This is a genomic window from Mesorhizobium kowhaii (assembly GCF_003253745.1).
Taxonomy (GTDB): Bacteria; Pseudomonadota; Alphaproteobacteria; order Rhizobiales; family Rhizobiaceae; genus Mesorhizobium; species Mesorhizobium kowhaii.
In genome coordinates this window covers 1-16,450 of record NZ_MZXV01000030.1, presented here as the reverse complement: position 1 = coordinate 16,450, position 16,450 = coordinate 1, and the positions used below count along the sequence as shown (strand labels likewise).

The 16,450-nt window shown below is 59.0% G+C and carries 14 protein-coding genes and 9 pseudogenes; 6 read left to right on the top strand and 17 right to left on the bottom strand.

Translation table 11 applies throughout. The features are described 5' to 3' along the window. Positions 1-192 (bottom strand): LysR family transcriptional regulator (locus B5V02_RS12890; protein ID WP_146606063.1); only part of this gene is annotated, 192 nt, incomplete at its 3' end. Between the two features lie 158 nt (positions 193-350). Here B5V02_RS12890 and B5V02_RS12885 point away from each other — a divergent pair. The 3 genes and pseudogenes from B5V02_RS12885 (at position 351) to B5V02_RS12875 (ending at position 2,686) form a co-directional block, all read left to right on the top strand. Next, positions 351-938: pseudogene (locus tag B5V02_RS12885) on the top strand (NodA family N-acyltransferase). Positions 939-1,198: 260 nt separating this feature from the next. Continuing rightward, positions 1,199-1,480, top strand: coding sequence for an acyl carrier protein (locus B5V02_RS12880; RefSeq protein WP_111544569.1), 282 nt, complete (start codon positions 1,199-1,201; stop codon positions 1,478-1,480). Then, entirely contained in the window at positions 1,481-2,686 is a 1,206-nt protein-coding gene (locus B5V02_RS12875; protein WP_111544568.1) for a beta-ketoacyl-[acyl-carrier-protein] synthase family protein, read from the top strand. 475 nt (positions 2,687-3,161) lie between these two features. On the opposite strand, the gene repA is transcribed toward B5V02_RS12875, so the two are convergent. From repA to B5V02_RS12850, 5 genes and pseudogenes are all read right to left on the bottom strand, one after another. Continuing rightward, positions 3,162-4,436, bottom strand: coding sequence for a plasmid partitioning protein RepA (repA, locus tag B5V02_RS12870; RefSeq protein WP_111544567.1), 1,275 nt, complete (start codon positions 4,434-4,436; stop codon positions 3,162-3,164). A 94-nt stretch (positions 4,437-4,530) separates the two neighbouring features. After that, positions 4,531-4,726 (bottom strand): annotated as a pseudogene (locus B5V02_RS42650) (aminotransferase class V-fold PLP-dependent enzyme); the annotation flags it as partial. Between the two features lie 289 nt (positions 4,727-5,015). Then, positions 5,016-5,729 carry a GntR family transcriptional regulator gene (locus B5V02_RS12860; RefSeq protein WP_111544566.1) on the bottom strand — a complete coding sequence of 238 codons (714 nt, stop codon included), beginning with the start codon at positions 5,727-5,729 and terminating at the stop codon, positions 5,016-5,018. 133 nt (positions 5,730-5,862) lie between these two features. Beyond that, positions 5,863-6,302 (bottom strand): annotated as a pseudogene (locus B5V02_RS12855) (plasmid partitioning protein RepA); the annotation flags it as partial. A gap of 783 nt (positions 6,303-7,085) precedes the next feature. After that, positions 7,086-8,046 (bottom strand): annotated as a pseudogene (locus B5V02_RS12850) (IS110 family RNA-guided transposase); the annotation flags it as partial. A gap of 1,073 nt (positions 8,047-9,119) precedes the next feature. On the opposite strand from B5V02_RS12850, the gene B5V02_RS40575 reads away from it, so the two are divergent. Then, a complete protein-coding gene (locus B5V02_RS40575; protein WP_167458479.1) occupies positions 9,120-9,269 on the top strand; it encodes a hypothetical protein in 150 nt (49 codons plus the stop codon). 382 nt (positions 9,270-9,651) lie between these two features. Further along, positions 9,652-9,990 (top strand): annotated as a pseudogene (locus tag B5V02_RS40570) (recombinase family protein); the annotation flags it as partial. Here the strand turns inward: B5V02_RS40570 and B5V02_RS12835 are convergent. Both B5V02_RS12835 and glnA read right to left on the bottom strand, forming a co-directional pair. Beyond that, positions 9,975-10,155, bottom strand: a pseudogene (locus B5V02_RS12835) (transposase); the annotation flags it as partial. The pseudogenes B5V02_RS40570 and B5V02_RS12835 sit on opposite strands and share 16 nt — an antisense overlap. 147 nt (positions 10,156-10,302) lie before the next feature. Further along, positions 10,303-11,712, bottom strand: coding sequence for a type I glutamate--ammonia ligase (gene glnA, locus B5V02_RS12830; protein ID WP_111544565.1), 1,410 nt, complete (start codon positions 11,710-11,712; stop codon positions 10,303-10,305). Positions 11,713-11,810: 98 nt separating this feature from the next. On the opposite strand from glnA, the gene B5V02_RS12825 reads away from it, so the two are divergent. Then, positions 11,811-12,125, top strand: coding sequence for a hypothetical protein (locus tag B5V02_RS12825; protein ID WP_146606062.1), 315 nt, complete (start codon positions 11,811-11,813; stop codon positions 12,123-12,125). Between the two features lie 272 nt (positions 12,126-12,397). Here B5V02_RS12825 and B5V02_RS12820 read toward each other — a convergent pair whose 3' ends face one another. The 9 genes and pseudogenes from B5V02_RS12820 to B5V02_RS12780 all read right to left on the bottom strand — a co-directional run. Further along, positions 12,398-12,880 (bottom strand): Spy/CpxP family protein refolding chaperone, encoded by a 483-nt coding sequence (locus B5V02_RS12820; protein ID WP_111544563.1) that lies wholly within the window; start codon positions 12,878-12,880, stop codon positions 12,398-12,400. A gap of 2 nt (positions 12,881-12,882) precedes the next feature. Beyond that, entirely contained in the window at positions 12,883-13,116 is a 234-nt protein-coding gene (locus tag B5V02_RS40085) for a hypothetical protein (protein WP_111544561.1), read from the bottom strand. 28 nt (positions 13,117-13,144) lie between these two features. Continuing rightward, positions 13,145-13,690 carry a Spy/CpxP family protein refolding chaperone gene (locus B5V02_RS12815; RefSeq protein ID WP_111544562.1) on the bottom strand — a complete coding sequence of 182 codons (546 nt, stop codon included), beginning with the start codon at positions 13,688-13,690 and terminating at the stop codon, positions 13,145-13,147. Positions 13,691-13,759: 69 nt separating this feature from the next. Next, the gene (locus B5V02_RS12810) at positions 13,760-13,993 is read right to left on the bottom strand and encodes a hypothetical protein (RefSeq protein WP_111544561.1); all 234 of its coding nucleotides are present in this window, start codon (positions 13,991-13,993) and stop codon (positions 13,760-13,762) included. A 150-nt stretch (positions 13,994-14,143) separates the two neighbouring features. Further along, entirely contained in the window at positions 14,144-14,707 is a 564-nt protein-coding gene (locus B5V02_RS12805) for a Spy/CpxP family protein refolding chaperone (protein ID WP_245445898.1), read from the bottom strand. Between the two features lie 241 nt (positions 14,708-14,948). Continuing rightward, positions 14,949-15,083, bottom strand: a pseudogene (tnpB, locus tag B5V02_RS12795) (IS66 family insertion sequence element accessory protein TnpB); the annotation flags it as partial. 18 nt (positions 15,084-15,101) lie between these two features. Beyond that, a pseudogene (locus B5V02_RS42440) lies at positions 15,102-15,309 on the bottom strand (hypothetical protein); the annotation flags it as partial. A 35-nt stretch (positions 15,310-15,344) separates the two neighbouring features. After that, a pseudogene (locus B5V02_RS12785) lies at positions 15,345-15,599 on the bottom strand (transposase); the annotation flags it as partial. A 213-nt stretch (positions 15,600-15,812) separates the two neighbouring features. Continuing rightward, on the bottom strand, positions 15,813-16,450 hold a 638-nt coding region (locus B5V02_RS12780; protein ID WP_111544557.1), incomplete at its 5' end, for an IS110 family RNA-guided transposase.

The following is a 16,450-nucleotide window of genomic DNA, read 5'->3' as shown; positions in this document are numbered from 1 at the left end:
TGATGTCAGAATACGTTCTCGGCCGCTCATGCTGAACAGTTCATCGCCGAAAAAATCGCGCAGCCGGGCGACGGCCGAACTCATGGCCGGCTGACTGAGGTTGATGCGGCGTGCCGCCGCCGTGAGACCGCGCTCGCTCAGCAGCGCGTCGAGCACGACGAGAAGGTTCAGATCCAGCCCTTTGAACCGCATGTCGTCAGCTATCCATAGAGTGGATACCTTCCATCGAAACAAACAATTTTATCATCGTTCTGAAATCTTGCATGGACAAACACCTGACGCATCGATCACCCGCTGCCTCTATGCCGTGATGAGCGTCTTAAGGACAACACGAAAGGAGAAATTCTTCCATGCGCTCTGAAGTGCGGTGGAGGTTATGCTGGGAAAACGACCTGCAATTGGCCGACCATATCGAACTCTCCGACTTCTTGCGAAACACCTATGGACGGACTGGCGCCTTCCACGCAAAGCAATTCGAAGGCGGTCGCAGTTGGGCTGGCGCGAGGTAGGAACTTCGGCTAATCGCCAGCGACGCGGATGGTGTAGTCAGCACACATCGGCATACTACGCCGCTTCATCAAGGTTGGCGAAGCTTTTAGTGGCTGAGCTGGGGCTATACGGCGTTCGTCCGAATCTTGAGAAGCTCGGACTCAGCTTTTCAATGCGCGTTCTGTACCCATCGCTGCAGAAGCTGGCCGTTCCATTTGCTTTCGGCACGGTTCGGCACGCAATGCGTAACCATGTGGAGAGGTTCTGCAGAGGGGGGCGTGGCGACCATAGTGTCGGGCGTTCGCGTACGGTCGAGCTGCCCAGATGTGCATCCCGACCTGCCGTCCACGCGCCTGAAGGACCTGCTCGTCTTTGTTTCGCCGATTGGACGCTCAATGGACGAGTGGCCCTCCGGCACCCTGATCGACCGCAACGGTCCGGAGCTATGAAACTCCGGGACTGCATATCTGTCCCGAGTGGCTGCGTGGGCGGCACGGTACCAATCCACGTTTCGTGCCGCAGATCATTGATGTGCTTGCTCAAAATTGGGCCCAGCGACGTTCCTCGTCATCGGAGCCTACTCCGCAGACCGGCCGGACTCATCCGGCTCAAGTTGCACAAGCCTAATGGCTAATTTTCGCGACGCGGCGCCACTCAAGGAGTTGAGTCGCGTCCACGTCAAAACAAGTTGAAAAGGAAACAAACAGAAATGGCTGATCAACTCACAACGGAAATCATAGAGATAATCAGGAAGCGCGTCGAATCGGAGCGCGCCGAGGGGACGACTGCACCATCCGTCGGCGAAATAACGACTGCGACGGAAGTGACTGGGATCGGCATCGATTCACTGGGATTAGCGGACGTTCTCTGGGACCTGGAGCAGGCCTACGGCATCAGGATAGAAATGAACACGGCCGAGGCGTGGTCTGATCTCCAAACTGTCGGCGACTTGGTGGAAGCCATCCGCGGCTTGCTTGCTCAGGAGGTGTGAATGGACCGCCGCGTCGTGATTACTGGGATCGGCGGGCTCTGCGGGCTTGGGACCGACGCAGCCTCCATCTGGACAGGGATGCGCGAAGGCCGCTCCGCCATCGGCCCAATCGTCAACTCCGAGCTCCATGAATTGAGGGTCAGGATCGGTGCCGAGATCAAGGCGCTGCCGGAGCATGACATCGTCGGCAAGCAGCTCGTCTCCATGGACCGTTTCAGCCTGCTCGCTGTGATTGCGGCGCGCGAAGCCATGCGTCAGGCCGGACTTTCCTCCAAAGTGGGAAATAGCTATCGCTTCGGTGCGACGGTGGGCGTTGGCGGCTGCGGCTGGGATGCGATAGAGCAAACCTACCGCGCCCTGCTTCTGAGTGGTAAGCGTGCCGCCCTCTTGACTGTACCCAAGGCGATGCCGGGCGCCGCTGCCGGCCAGGTCAGCATGAGTCTCGGCCTGCGCGGGCCGGTCTTCGGCGTCACGTCCGCCTGTTCCTCGGCAAACCATGCGATTGCTTCCGCGGTGGACCAGATCAGGCTCGGCCGGGCAGACGTGATGCTTGCCGGCGGTAGCGAAGCGCCGCTCATATGGGGTGTGCTGAAGGCATGGGAAGCGATCCGCGTGCTTTCGCCCGATACTTGCCGGCCATTCTCGGCCGACCGCCAGGGCCTGTCGCTCGGTGAAGGCGCCGGCATGGCGGTGCTGGAAAGCTACGAGCATGCCGTGGCTCGGGGCGCCACCATCCTTGCCGAAATTGCCGGTGCCGGCCTTTCCGCCGATGCCTCCGACATCGTCGCGCCGACTGTCGAGGGGCCGGAGGCAGCAATGCGCGCCTGCCTTGCCGATGCCGGGCTGAATGCCGAGGATGTCGACTATCTCAACGCGCACGGCACCGGCACCAAGGCCAACGACCAGATCGAGACGGCGGCGATCAAGCGCGTCTTCGGCGCCCATGCCTACAAGCTTTCGGTGTCCTCGACCAAATCGATGCATGCCCACTGCCTCGGCGCGTCCGGCGCGCTGGAAATGATCGCCTGCGTCATGGCGATCCGCGAAGGCATCGTGCCGCCGACCGCCAATTATCGGGAAGCCGATGCCGACTGCGATCTCGACATCACGCCGAACGTGGCCCGCGAGCGCCCGGTGCGCGTGGCACTGAGCAACTCCTTCGCCTTTGGCGGCACGAACGCGGTTCTGGCGTTCAGGCAGGTGTAGAAGCCATGAGAGATGCCTTCTGCAAAGTCCTTCCGGTCGCGGCGGCTTTGCTGAGATAGGCTGAAGGCCGCATGTCCTAGCGCCTGGCGCTCCCAGCAAATCAAATAAATGAGCGTCGATTCGACCGGATCGGCCTCGTCCATGGAATGGGTCACCTGAAATTGGCAGCCGGATCGGAATATGGCGGCTTACCGGGTTCTGATCAAGTCCAAGAACCTGCCTGCCCAAATCACTCCCTGCGTGTTTCAGAAATTCGCGGACACCCATTCCGCTAATTCGCGGACAGCTACGTGGGATGGCCTGCCCGCTTACGATGGAGGCACTCCATCGCGAGGTTATTTGTAGCTCTCGCAAATCGCGAGAGTGCGATCTCACAAAGTGCCTGCGTCGTAGTCCCCGCGTCGGCCATGGCGTTGCCTCCTTCAAGAGCTCAGCCGTTTGTACAACATCGAGCGCATGCGCTGCGTGCTTGAGCTCATTTGCTAAGCCTCCTGGATTTCGCCTTACCTGCAGTCGTCAAACGCGAAGCCTGCGACACATAAATCGGGGGACGGCCCCAAACCTCGGATATGATGTCCATTACCTCCGCATTGGTGGAATTCAGCGATTCCATCGCTTGCTCGTATGCCGATCGGCCTACCGCTCCCGCTGACAGCTCATACAACGATCTTTTTTTGAGCCGCGCTTCCCGGATCGCGTTCGATTCCCAGACGGTCGCAGTCAAGAGATCATCCCCCAGGGAGTCCCGCAGTAGTGCGACAGCCTCCTGCTGTGAGACGTCGCGCGGGTCGTGCCTTGTCAGCAAGAATTTGATAAAATCATAATTTACGGGCCGCTCAGCTTTTTCGATCAGGGAGACGGAATGCGAGAAAATGTTGAGGAACATGGCCATTGACGCAATATCAGCCAATTGCGGGCGGACCATCACCAGCACGCCGGTCGCTGCTTCAAACGCACCCACGGTCAAGAAGGTGTATTCAGGTGTACAGTGGATAACGACGACGTCGTAATCCGCCTCGACTTCCTTGATCGCAGACACCATTCTGACGCTAGCATCGGGGTACCTCAAGTTCTCGCTGTGGTAGCGCCGCGAACTTTCCTCCTCGAACAGGCCGAGCTCGAAAGAGCCCGGCACGAGATCAAGACCATCAAAATGGGTCGATCGGATTGCAGTACGTATACTGGCCCGGTAGTTATCATAGCGTATCGCGGCATACATGCTCGCATTGTGGACGGGAATGATACCCGGGAAGTAACCGAACATTTCCGACAATGAGCCCCTCGGATCGAGATCTACAGCGAGAACGCGGAATCCTTGAAGTGCAAGGCCCTGAACCAGATAGAACGCTGTAGTGGTTCTTGCGGGGCCGGCGGCTACTGAGATGATCTGTAGTTTCTCACCCTCGCGCCTCCGCGGGCAAAACTTCAGAGCCTCTTTCGGACGGGCCGAAGCGAGATAAGCACGAAGTTCGTTGATTTGTCGAAGCGTATAGGAGCGTCGCCCTGCGGTCCCTAGCTCCGGTGTGGGCCCCAGACCATCAATTGACAACTGGCGCAGATAACTGTCCGACACACTGAGAATCTCAGCAACCTCTCCCAACGAGAAAGAGCGCAAGGTCATATGGTCTGGAAAAGGATAATTGATACCTGTGCCGCGCGCCCGTACGTGATCCCAGAGTTCTTTGCCATGACGCTGAATGCGCTCCGACGTTATCTCCTTTTCATACGGCGGATTCCCAGGTTGTGGCATAACGGGCCTCGCGACAGCTATTCTCCTGCATGTCGGTTTATCCCGTCATGGCTCTTCTTGCACGTCTGAAAACGCCTCGCAGTCGTAATACGGACAGATCGATCATCGCGCGCTCGATCTTCTCTAGGACTGATTTGCGCATGTACATGAAGCCAGTTCGCCGCTGCGCTCGGAGAACCTTTCTGCCGGTAAGAGTGAGTGTGTTACCGCCGAGCGTTGACATCTATCGGGGTCCGACCCGCAGCTTGTCACGCGTCGAGTGGATAAAGAATTCCTTTTTCGCACGCTACTCACACCACTGCAGCATCCCACGGGCGGAAAGCAGAAGCTCGGCGCGACGTCCGCACGGGCGAACGAACCTTGAGCCTGTTGATCCTCGGCGCGAGCCCGCTGGTCAAAGCGTTAAAGCTCATGGACCGCAAACCGCCCATGCTGGTGATCGGCGCCCCGGCCAACAAGATGGCTTGCATCGTCTGGGCCTTGATGGCGAAAGGCGGAGCGTATTGTAAAATCAGCAAAAGCGCCGGCCGCAACCGCGGCAAATGTGAGCCAGAGCCACATCTCGGTGGAAACCGCCCGTCAGCTCTCAGCCCAAATCAGCGACAATGTCTCCAACCAGCTCTCTTTCGTCCTCCCGGCACGATGATTGCCCTCCAGCACAAGCTCGGGAACAGTGTCAATCATCGCACTGAATTGCCGATCAACATTTGCGATCGCCCCATTCTTGTCTCGCTTATCAAGAAGTTCCAGAAGCTCGCTCATATCAGCTCTGATACATGATAGACGCTCCGGCCGTTGCAAGTCCAACAAACGAACGTATCTCGTCCGAATGTTGGACTCATGCACGCTGTCTAGCATTCTTTCGTTGTTCGACGACTCTGCGATACTTTCGGAAAATCCCTCAAGAAAGTCCCTGATCAAGTAATTGTCGTTCCAGCTGGGATTAGTTGGAAGCACTGGCCACGGCTTAGAATACTCATCTAGATTTTCTCTGATGGCATGCTTGAGGATTATGTTGGCAAATCTATATTCATCTGAGATTTGCTTTGTATCCAGTTTCTTGTTATAGTAACCGTTGCGCGGAGAGCCCATGATGTACTTTTCGGCTTCGAGCTGAATCAATGCCTCGCGTATCGGGGTCGGGCTTATTTTCAGGACCCGGGCGATTCTACGCATATCGAATCGCGTATCAGGAGGCATCGTAAAATCGACAACAAGCTTCTTCAATGCTTTATAGACTCGATTGGTCTTGGACTGAGCCCATCCTAGTTTATCTTCGTGCTGCTTATACATGGGTTCTCCTCGGACCATGGTTTCTGCTATTCAAAGAAGCTCGGGCTGCAGACCCACTCCCGGCGTTGGCGTGTAATTTCTCCTCTATCGCGTATCGCGGCATACATGCTGGCATTGTGGACGGATGATACTCGAGCATTTCCGACAATGGGCCCTTCGGATCGAGATCTATGACGAGAACGCGGAATCCTTGAAGTCCAAGGCCCTGAGCCAGATAGAACGCTGTAGTGGTTCTTGCGGGGCCGGCGGCTACTGAGATGATCTGTAGTTTCTCACCCTCGCGCCTCGCGGGCAAAACTTCAGAGCCTCTTTCGGACGGGCCGAAGCGAGATAAGCACGAAGTTCGTTGATTTGTCGAAGCGTATAGGAGTGTCACCCTGCGATCCCTAGCTCCGTTGTTGCCCCCAGACGATCGATTGACAACTGGCGCACATAACTCTGCGACACCCTGAGAATCTCGGCGACCTCTCCCAACGAGAAAGGGCGCAAGGTTATGTGGTCTGGAAAAGGATAATTGATACCTGCGCCGCGCGCGCGTTCATATGGCGGACTAACAGGTTGTCGCGTTAGCATCATGACGGTTTTTATCCTACATATCGCTATATTTCCGTCACGGATTAGACTCTCTGTGTATGTCAGTCAACGGGCAATAAGCATTTTGCCGCTATCAAACTTACCGGCTCCCATCGGAGCAGCCTTTCGTCAGCCTCATGTCGGGGGGCGGAGTGGCATTTCCTCGGCGATCCGCGCCAGGGTCGGGCGTGAGCTCGTCTTCGGCCGGAACGAAGGATGGATGCCTACGGGTCCTTCAGGAAACACGCGCCACGACCTTCGCCGTTACCCCGCATGTCCCCGCAACCTTGGCTTTGGAACAACGGCCCTCAATGAGGTCGCGAGACAGCCCGTTCGTGCAAGAAAATTCTCTCGAAAAGCGCGCAGCGTGTCGGGTGCTGACATGTGTCCGGCCTCTGATGCGGCTCTGACAATGCCGCCGGCCCGTATGGGGAGGCTCTTCCTCTTTCCGAGGAGGATCAGGCGGCTTGATGCCGCACAGGCGTAATATGACGAGCTTGTCGAGTTGATCGAAAGCGGCATGGCCGACGACGAGGCAGAGGAGAAGCTGTCTGACGTCTAAAAGCGGATCGGTACTCTCGGTCCTTGCTTCTCTCCGGGATCAGCATTCGCCCTCCCACCATGGGATCAGAAGAACGGGGCGGCCCAATCTGTTGAGCGTCCTGATCGCGTATTTGCGATCGGCACAAGCGCTGTAGCGAACGCGCCGCATCCATCGTCCTGCGAAGGACATCTTTCCGCCGGTTTGGCGGAACTCTCTGCTTCTCCTTCCCGGCCTTTTTGTCAGATAGCCGACGTCATGGTTTCCCGCGTCCAGCGGAAGTCGGTGCCGTCCAGCCACATGCGATGCATGATCACGGCCAGGCGACGTGCGAGCGCGACGATTGCCTTGCGCACCCACGCCACTTGGTGACGTTCATCGCCCGGGCCTTCAGCCACGACCATTTCGTCATGCGCGTCAGAAGGCCTTGCGCGGCCTCGTAGAGCAACGTCCGCATCATGCCGTCGCCGCAGAGGGATATGCATCCAAAGCGCTTGCTTTCCCCGGACTCGTTCAGCTTTGGCGTCAGCCCCAGGATCGGCCCCACCGCCTTGAAGTTTCTGAAGCGCTGCGGAATGTCGATTGTCGCGGTAAAGGCGAGCGCCACCACGGGCCCGACACCGGGGACCGTCATCAAGCGCTGGCAATTCGCATCGTCCCTGACGATCGCCAAGAGCTTCTTGTGCAGGCGGGCAAATTCGGAGCGCAGTTTCTGCCGAGCCGCGAGCAGCGGGATCCATGATCTCTTCAAGATCGGGCATGCCTTCGACGAGCCCGCGGATGCGGTCCTCGAACTTCATCGTTCCCACGGCACCAACCTTGAGCCCGAAGTTGCGAAGCAGACCGCGGATGTCGTTCTCGATGGCGATTGCCTTCCCCTGCAGTAGCTTGCGGGCCGTCAAGACCACCCGGCGCTTCTGGCTCGTGAGCGTCTTCACATGCACTGGGCGGAACAGGTTGACCCGTATCATCTATGCGATGCCGCGCGCGTCGTTGCGATCCGTCTTACGGCGCCTTCGGCAATGCCTTCACATGACGCGTTTCGATGCAGATCACCGGCAATCCGGCGCTGGCCAGCCTCTCGAACAGCCATTGCGACATGGGCCCGGCCTCGAGCCCGAACCGCTCTATGTTCCAGGCAGGATCCTTCAGAGCCGCAACGAGGTCGTCCGGATGGCTGACGACCTTTACCACCTTCCTGCATCACCGTTGAAGATGGGGCTCAAGCCGAATACCCCTTCTGTTGAGGGCTCGCGAGCGGCTTCGCTACCGCCGACCTACACCACGCGGTGGGACACGACCCATTATTTCTTTGTGGAGTTGGAACGCGCCGAGGCGCACACCAACAACAACACGTGAACTGGCGCGCCTCGTGTGGTAAAAGGAGAAGGGCGAGAGCCCATGGCCTGCAATGAAGCGATCAAGCGTTGCGATCGTAGAACCAAGCTGCCCGGCAGACTATCCGGATCGCGGCCTTCAATGCCAGCTCGCCTTGGAACCGGCCTTGCAGGAATTGGCTGAGCGCGCAGCGAATCCGGCTGGACCGAGGACGAGATAGCCTACGCGCTCCTCGAGCTGGCCGGCGCGCGCCTCGCTGAATGCCAGCAACACTTTTGAACGACGAATGGCGCAACATGCCGCCGCCGGTGCGGCCGCGATAGGCGATGTCGACGTAAACGACAGGCTGATCGCGCGCCGGGATAGGCGTTCCGCGGCAGGGCCTTGGCGAACGGCGCATTGGGCCTGACGATGGTGACTAGCGCGGCTGCAAGTTCGGTGTTCGTTTTTCAGCTCCAGCCCGTACCGACTTTGCCGGAACGGATCAGCGCATCCCCGCGCAACCGGTGCTGTAACCTGGCTCAAGCACGAAGCCATCGGCGGCAATGCGTTCGTGGCGTCTGGGCCTCGCTCGACACCCGCGCATAAAGTGCACATCGCGCCTCGGTCATTGCTCACCTCCCGATCTCGCTGTCACGCCCGTCACTTTCGATGACAGGCCCGTGCGACGTGCTGGCCCCTGGCTCGTGCGCCGGATGGTCGGCACAAGCCGAGCATAGGCCTCGAGCAGATTTTGGGGCCGGTTCTTGTCGCTTCGAATGACAAGTGCAAGCGCAGCACAGGGCGATCCATGCGCCGGACCGTGTGCGCCTCCATAGGCCGGCTCACAGCCGGACCGTCGAAGGCGCATTAAATCCTGTTGTGGCCCTGATGGGCACGCCGTCGCGAGCCGCCTTCGCCCATCGCGTGCGCGACGTGGCCCTGCAGATCCGGTCGTCATGCCGCTGGTCGAGCCGCTGCTGACGATCCTCGGCACGATGCTCGCAGAGTTCGCCCGCCCGCCGAAGCAGGTTCTCGATCTCGTTCGCAAGGAAGAGGTCTGCCGGCGTCTCATGAGCGTTCCCGACATCGGGGCAACAGCTTCATAATACCCGCTATCAGTCGGGCGAGACGATTATCCGTTACCCATTCCATCCCGTTACGGGGAAACGGTTACTGTTGCCGGGCGCAATCGTCGTGGTGACGAGGTCAGTCTGACCCATCCGCCAGCCTGACGGCACCCTGGCGCATCTGCCGATCTGGATGACGGAAGATCAAGCGACGGCGATTACGATGACGGAGCGTCCCCGTCTGCCGCTGGCGTATCTACACGAACTTCGTCTTGAGCTCGATGCCTGTCTAACCTTCCTGCGTGACGATTCCCGTCACGAAGGAGGAGACAAGCATGAAGCAACGGCAACCCTGTCACCGCCAATTCGATCTCTTCGTGCCCAAGAACACTCAGCGTCCCCGCAGTGACGGAGGCTGGCGATGAAGATCACGTCTGACCACCAGGCGCGCGGCGCCTTCATCTACATTCGGCAATCCACCGTCGATCAGCTTGCCAACAATCATGAGAGCCGGCGGCGTCAATATGGACTTGCCGACCGTGCCCATACTCTTGGCTGGACGGATGTGACAGTCATCGACGACGACCTTGGCCGCTCGGGGTCGGGCGTCAGTCGTCCGGGCTTCGAGAAGCTGTTGGCAGCGATCTGCGAAGGCCGCGTCGGTGCCGTCTTTGCGATCGAAGTGTCGCGTCTGGCGCGCAATGGACGCGACTGGCACACGCTGATCGAATTTTGCGGACTGGTTGGCACGGTTAGCGTCATCTTCGACGTCCCGGTCAGCACGGTCTTCCTCGAAGACCCGTTGCGACAGTTGCCAGAACCACCCTCACGGCGCTCGCCCTCGAGGTATTCATCCAGTTCCGCGTTCAAAATCCGCTCCGACAGCGCCTTCTTCAGATCGTCCGATCGTCCGATCGTCCAGCAAGCCGTCCTCGCCGAAAACCTCGACGAGGACGGTCCGTTGCGAGCTGACCCCATGCACGGTGCCTGTACTTGCCGACGGATGGCGCCCTCGAACTGCTCCGGCTTTAGATGCGCCAAACGTTGCCGGTCACCGCTCTCGTGAAGGTCATTAGACGGAGTAATACATCTTAAACTCGATGGGTTGCGGGGTCCTCTCGACGCAGGTGACCTCCTCCATCTTCAGCTTGATATAGCTATCGATGAAGTCGTCATCGAAGCTTCCGCCAGCCTTAAGGAACGCGCGGTCCTCGTCAAGACTGGTAAGAGCTTCGCGCAGCGAACCGCAGACAGTCTGGATCTTCTGCTGCTCGCACTGCGGCAATTCGTAGAGATCCTGATCCATCGGTACTCCGGGATCGATCTTGTTCAGGATGCCATCGAGACCGGCCAGCAGGACCGCCGCGAAGGCGAGGTAAGGATTGGCGGCTGAATCAGGGAAGCGGACCTCGACTCGCCTGGCCTCCGGCGAGGTCGCCAACGGAATGCGGCAGGAGGCAGAGCGATTACGGGCTGAGTAGGCCAGCAGAACCGGAGCCTCGTAGCCGGGGACGAGGCGCTTATAGGAGTTCGTCGTCGGGTTGGTGAAGGCGTTGAGTGCCCGGGCGTGCTTGATGATGCCGCCGATGTACCACAGGCATTCCTGGGACAGGCCGGCATACTTGTCGCCGGCGAAGAGAGGCTTGCCGCCCTTCCACAGCGACTGGTTCACGTGCATGCCCGAGCCGCTCTCGCTAAATACCGGCTTAGGCATGAAGGTCGCCGTCTTTCCATAGGACTTCGCGACATTGAGAACACAATATTTAAGGATCTGGATCGCGTCGGCGCTGCGAACTAGGGTGTCGAACTTTATACCGAGTTCGTGCTGGGCGGGAGCCACCTCGTGGTGATGCTTCTCGACTATCACGCCCATGGCCTTCATGGTTGCCAGCATCTCACTGCGCATGTCCTGACCGGAATCCAGCGGCGGAACCGGAAGGTAGCCGGCTTTGGTCTGGATGCAGTGACCGTGGTTGCCGCCCTCACGATGCGTATAGCCGTTGACCGACAGCTCGGAGGATGTGAGCTTGAAGCCGGTGTCGTAGGGGTCAAACGTAAACTCCACGGAGTCGAACACGAAGAACTCGGACTCGGGGCCGACATAGACCGTATCGGCAATTCCCGTGGACTGCAGGTAGGCCTCGGCCCTCTTCGCGATGCGGCGCGAATCTCGGTTGTATGGCTCGCCCGTCTCCGGCTCGAGAATGTCGCAGTTGATCGTCAGGGTGGACGCCGAGGTGAACGGGTCCATCTGGGCGGTCGTCGGATCGGGCATAAGGGTCATGTCGGACTCGTTGATCGCCTTCCAGCCGGCAATGGACGAAGCGTCAAACATAATGCCGTCAGCAAACGTGTTCTGGTCGGCCTTCGAGGCGTCGACAGTGATATGATGCAACTTGCCGCGCGGGTCGGTGAAACGGAAGTCGAGGTATTGGACGTCGTCATCTTTGATAAACTTAAGCACCGTCTTGGCGGTCTGCATTATGTCTGGCCTCTTCTGCCTGGTAAGTGTCTGAATCAAAACGACTAGTGCAATTTCAAGGTCTTGCGAGGCGTCGCGTGAGCAGGCGGATGTGGGCGATGAAAACCCAGATGCAGGAGTTCTGCCGCGCGATGGAGGTCGAGAGGCGTCAGTTTGAGCGCACGCTCGAGGAGATCGACGCCACTGAGCGCGCCAGGGACACCGACGCCGGCAAGCGCCACTCCGGCAAGCGCCACTATCGCAATGCCGCCTATGGCGATGCGCTTGCCCCACCTCTTCTTCTGGGGGTTCGGTTCCATTATCACATGCCTCCGATGAGCGGCATCTTTGTCGTGACTGGGGAAATTACGAGCGCAACGTTTCGGCCGTTGCGGGCCAAGACGTCGTCGACTTCCCGATGCCCCTTGCCGTAGAACGCGATCTGACGCAGACCTGACATTATAGGTTTCCTTCTTTTGTCCATTTGCGGAGCGCAAACGATGGCTGGGAAGAGGCAATGGTAGCCGCCATTGCCAATTGCAGTGAATCTGCTCATGTTAATCTCCTTGCAGATTGCTTCATCTTCAGCAGGGCGGACAGGCGCCTATCGTGGTCGACGATGAGAACCTGGTCCGCCATGCTCGTTTGTCTGCTCCGATCGAAACTGTGCCGGTACAAAGCTTACCAGCGGGTGCCAGCTACGATCCTATTCGGCGAGCTTCGCCCGCTGCTCGGGCGTCAGCACGTCGCGGACGTCGAGCAGCGCCCTCGTCAGCTTGCGTGAGGCATTGTCGAACACCGCGACGATTTCGGCCCGCAGCTTCTCCGCCGCCTCGCGGTCGAAGGTTGGCAGCTTGTCGAAATCTTCCAGGGTATCGAGGAAGCCGAACATGATCACGCTGACATCGAACAAGAGCTTGTCCCTGATCTCCTCCAGCTTCTTTTCCTGCTGGGGTGTGGCGTCGATCTCCTCGAGGAAGCGCCCAAACTCACGCTCGATGAGCCCCATCCCGTCGCGGAAGTTGGCCTGCATGTGCATGACGGATCCGCCCCCGCCCATGCCGAAGCGCTGCATGCCCCCGTAATCCTGGCTGAGCGCGCCAGGGACGCCGACGCCGGCAAGCGCCACCATCGCAATGCCGCCCATGGCGATGCGCTTGCCCCAGCTCTTCTTCTGGTTGGGTTCCATTATCACATGCCTCCGATGAGCGGCATCTTTGCCGCGACTGGGGAAATTACGAGCGCAACGTTTCGGCCGTTGCGGGCCAAGACGTCGTCGACTTCCCGATGCCCCTTGCCGTAGAACGCGATCTGACGCAGACCTGACATTATAGGTTTCCTTCTTTTGTCCATTTGCGGAGCGCAAACGATGGATGGGAAGAGGCAATGATAGCCGCCATTGCCAATTGCAGTGAATCTGCTCATGTTAATCTCCTTTGCAGATGCTTCATCTTCAGCAGGGCGGACAGGGTCGTCGACGATGAGAACCTGGTCCGCCATGCTCGTTTGTCTGCTCCGATCGAAACTGTGCCTGTACAAAGCTTACCAGCGGGTGCCAGCTACGATCCTGTTCGAGCAGCTCCTCCAGCAGCAGCTCCTTCAACTGCTCGGGCGTCAGCACGTCGCGGCCGTCGAGCAGCGCCCTCGTCAGCTTGCGCGAGACTTTGTCGACCACCTTGACGACCTCGGCCCGCAGCTTCTCCGCCGCGTCGCGGTCGATGGTTGGCAGCTTGTCGAAATCGTCCAGGGTATCGAGGAAGCCGAGGATGATCGGGCTGACACCGTTGAGGAACTTGCCCCTGATCTTCCACAGTTTCTCTTCCTGCTCGGGCGTGGCGTCGATCTCCTCGAGCGTGCGCTCAAACTCACGCCTCTCGACCTCCATCGCGCGGCAGAACTCCTGCATGTGCATGCCGGGCCCGCCGTCGCCGCAGCCCACAAAGCTGTGCATGCGCTCGTGATCCTGGCTGAGCGCGCCAGGGACACCGACGCCCGGCAAGCGCCACTATCGCAATGCCGCCTATGGCGATGCGCTTGCGCCAGCTCTTCTGGGGGTTCGTTTCCATTATCACATCCCTCCGATGAGCGGCATCTTTGCCGCGACTGGGGAAATTACGAGCGCAACGTTTCGGCCGTTGCGGGCCAAGACGTCGTCGACTTCCCGATGCCCCTTGCCGTAGAACGCGATCTGACGCAGACCTGACATTATAGGTTTCCTTCTTTTGTCCATTTGCGGAGCGCAAACGATGGATGGGAAGAGGCAGTGGTAGCCGCCATTGCCAATTGCAGTGAATCTGCTCATGTTAATCTCCTTGCAGATTGCTTCATCTTCAGCAGGGCGGACAGGCGCCTATCGTGGTCGACGATGAGAACCTGGTCCGCCATGCTCGCTGTCTGCTCCGATCGAAACTGTGCCGGTACAAAAGCTTACCAGCGGGTGCCAGCTACGATCCTATTCGGCCAGCTTCGCCCGCTGCTCGGGCGTCAGCACCTCGTAGTCATCGATCAGCGCCTCCTTCAGCTTGCGTGAGGCTTTGTCGAACACCGCGACGAATTCGGCCCGCAGCTTCTCCGCTGCCTCGCGGTCGATGGTTGGCAGCTTGTCGAAATCCTCCAGGGTATCGAAGAAGCCGAGCGTGATCACGCTGACATCGAAGAACAACTCGTCCCTGATCGCCTCCAGCTTCTTTTCCTGCTCTGGTGTGGCGTCAATCTCCTCGAGCATGCGCTTAAACTCACGCTCGACGAGCCCCATCTCGTCGCGGACCTTGGCCTGCATGTGCATGTCGGATCCGCCCCCGCCCATGCCGAGGCGCTGCATGCCCCCGCAATCCTGGCTGAGCGCGCTAGGGACGCCTACGCCGGCAAGCGCCACTATCGCAATGCCGCCTATGGCGATGCGCTTGCCCCAGCTCTTCTTCTGGTTGGGTTCCATTATCACATGCCTCCGATGAGCGGCACCTTTGCCGCGACTGGGGAGGGATGAACGCAGCGATCCCGGATGCCGGTCGCGCATGCCTTTCCTTCGTTCCCTGTGAGGTAATCTCTCCTGTTGAAGAATTAATCATTGTCACACTCCTTCATAGAGCGTCACACTCCTTCATAGAGCGAGATATGAGACAGACCACCTCGATAAGCAAGGGGTTTATGAGAATATATCGCGATATATATATATCGCCACGAGAGATGGTATGGGGGATGTTATCGAAGTACCCAATACATGACTTGCACTTCAGAATATAATCGCAAAAATATATTTAGATATATATTCCAGAATGACGATTTCTGCCCTGCTCCTGCCATTTCGTCGCCAGGATCATGCCATAGCCACCCCATAAAATGCATCGCAGGCGATCGCATTGCTTGGGCCGGAACACGAACACGTCATCACAATAGGGTTCTGTGGCGCATCACATAATGCGGAGCGTTTTTAGCGTGGGGTCGCGGGTATCGACGTTGACGAGCGCTCCGAGGCCGATGGCAGGCGGTGGTCCGGTGACGCCGCGGAGGTTTCGATGGTGATCGTCTGCCCTTGACGACAGGCCGGGCATTGCCTGAGGGAACGCCCGGTGAGCTCTCGTAACGGTCGCAGTAGTCCTTCGGAGCCTGGCAGTAAGATTGCCCTCTGCACTGAGGCCTAGAGCACGTCCTGTTTAATCCGGTTCATATCCTGCGGCTTTGAAGTAGTTGGCACATTCGGCTGGGGTGAAGAGGTCGACGACCGCGCCGACCGTGTCCCACAGAGCCTTGATGGTTCTCTCGGCCTTTGCTCGCAGCAGCGCCTTGAGTTTGGCGAAGGCGTTCTCAATCGGATTGAAGTCGGGACTGTAGGGCGGCAGGTAGAGCAGACTCGCGCCTGCGGCCTCAATCGCGTCGCGCACGCCGGCGGCCTTGTGGGCGGGCAGGTTGATGGGGTCGTCTAATCGCGATCGTTGAGTCAAGCACCTTTATAGTTTCTGAGACGCGTATGCCGGGTGCAGGGTCGTCTTCGCGGTCGACATCGGTCGCCGCATGATGGAGCTTCGCGGGAGGAGCCTTCAAATGTGGACGACGCACTCTGCGGAGCCAGCGATGCACCCCATCAAGCGGAATGGCTCTGCCCACGTCCCGGCAGGGACGTCTCAGCGCGCTCGGGGACCGAACGTGGCGCCGGCGGTCCGATCGAAGAACTCACCGGCCTTCAGCATCGCGTGCATCGTCACGGCCAGTTTGCGGGCTACGGCAACAGCAGCTCGTTTGAAGCCGATCCGCTCGCGGAGTTTGAGGCCCCATGTCCGCAGGGCGCTGTCGGCCGAGCTGCGGGTCAGGATCACCGTGGCGGCTTCGTAGAGAAGCCCTCGCAAATGACGATCGCCGCGCCGGGATATGTGGCCATCATAATCGACCTCTCCTGATTGGTAGCGACGGGTCGTCAGACCAAGCCAGGCGCCAACAGAGCGGGACTTCTTGAAGTTGTTGGGATCTTCAATGGCGGTGACGAAAGAGGTCGCGGTGATCGTGCCGACGCCAGGGATCGACATGAGGAGCTGACACGCTTGGTTTTGGCGCGCAGCAGCGACAAGCTGGCGTCCGAGCTCGGTGGCACGGATGCGCATGCTGCGCCAGGCTTCCAGCATCGGCAGCACGATAGGGGCGAGCCCGTCCTGATCGACAAGAAGACTTCGGACATTCTTTTCGAATGTGCTTCCCTTGCCCGCGGGAACGAGCAATCCAAATGTCTTCATGAGCCCCCGGATCTGGTTTGAAAGCTCGGTGGTGA

Coding starts and splice junctions, on each gene's coding strand:
- B5V02_RS12860 (WP_111544566.1), bottom strand. CDS start 5,729: ATGTATAAGCAGCACGAAGATAAACTAGGATGGGCTCAGTCCAAGACC.
- glnA (WP_111544565.1), bottom strand. CDS start 11,712: ATGCAGACCGCCAAGACGGTGCTTAAGTTTATCAAAGATGACGACGTC.
- B5V02_RS12875 (WP_111544568.1), top strand. CDS start 1,481: ATGGACCGCCGCGTCGTGATTACTGGGATCGGCGGGCTCTGCGGGCTT.
- B5V02_RS12820 (WP_111544563.1), bottom strand. CDS start 12,880: ATGGAACCCAACCAGAAGAAGAGCTGGGGCAAGCGCATCGCCATGGGC.
- B5V02_RS12825 (WP_146606062.1), top strand. CDS start 11,811: ATGAAAACCCAGATGCAGGAGTTCTGCCGCGCGATGGAGGTCGAGAGG.
- repA (WP_111544567.1), bottom strand. CDS start 4,436: ATGCCACAACCTGGGAATCCGCCGTATGAAAAGGAGATAACGTCGGAG.
- B5V02_RS12805 (WP_245445898.1), bottom strand. CDS start 14,707: ATGCGCGACCGGCATCCGGGATCGCTGCGTTCATCCCTCCCCAGTCGC.
- B5V02_RS40085 (WP_111544561.1), bottom strand. CDS start 13,116: ATGAGCAGATTCACTGCAATTGGCAATGGCGGCTATCATTGCCTCTTC.
- B5V02_RS40575 (WP_167458479.1), top strand. CDS start 9,120: ATGCCGCTGGTCGAGCCGCTGCTGACGATCCTCGGCACGATGCTCGCA.
- B5V02_RS12810 (WP_111544561.1), bottom strand. CDS start 13,993: ATGAGCAGATTCACTGCAATTGGCAATGGCGGCTACCACTGCCTCTTC.
- B5V02_RS12880 (WP_111544569.1), top strand. CDS start 1,199: ATGGCTGATCAACTCACAACGGAAATCATAGAGATAATCAGGAAGCGC.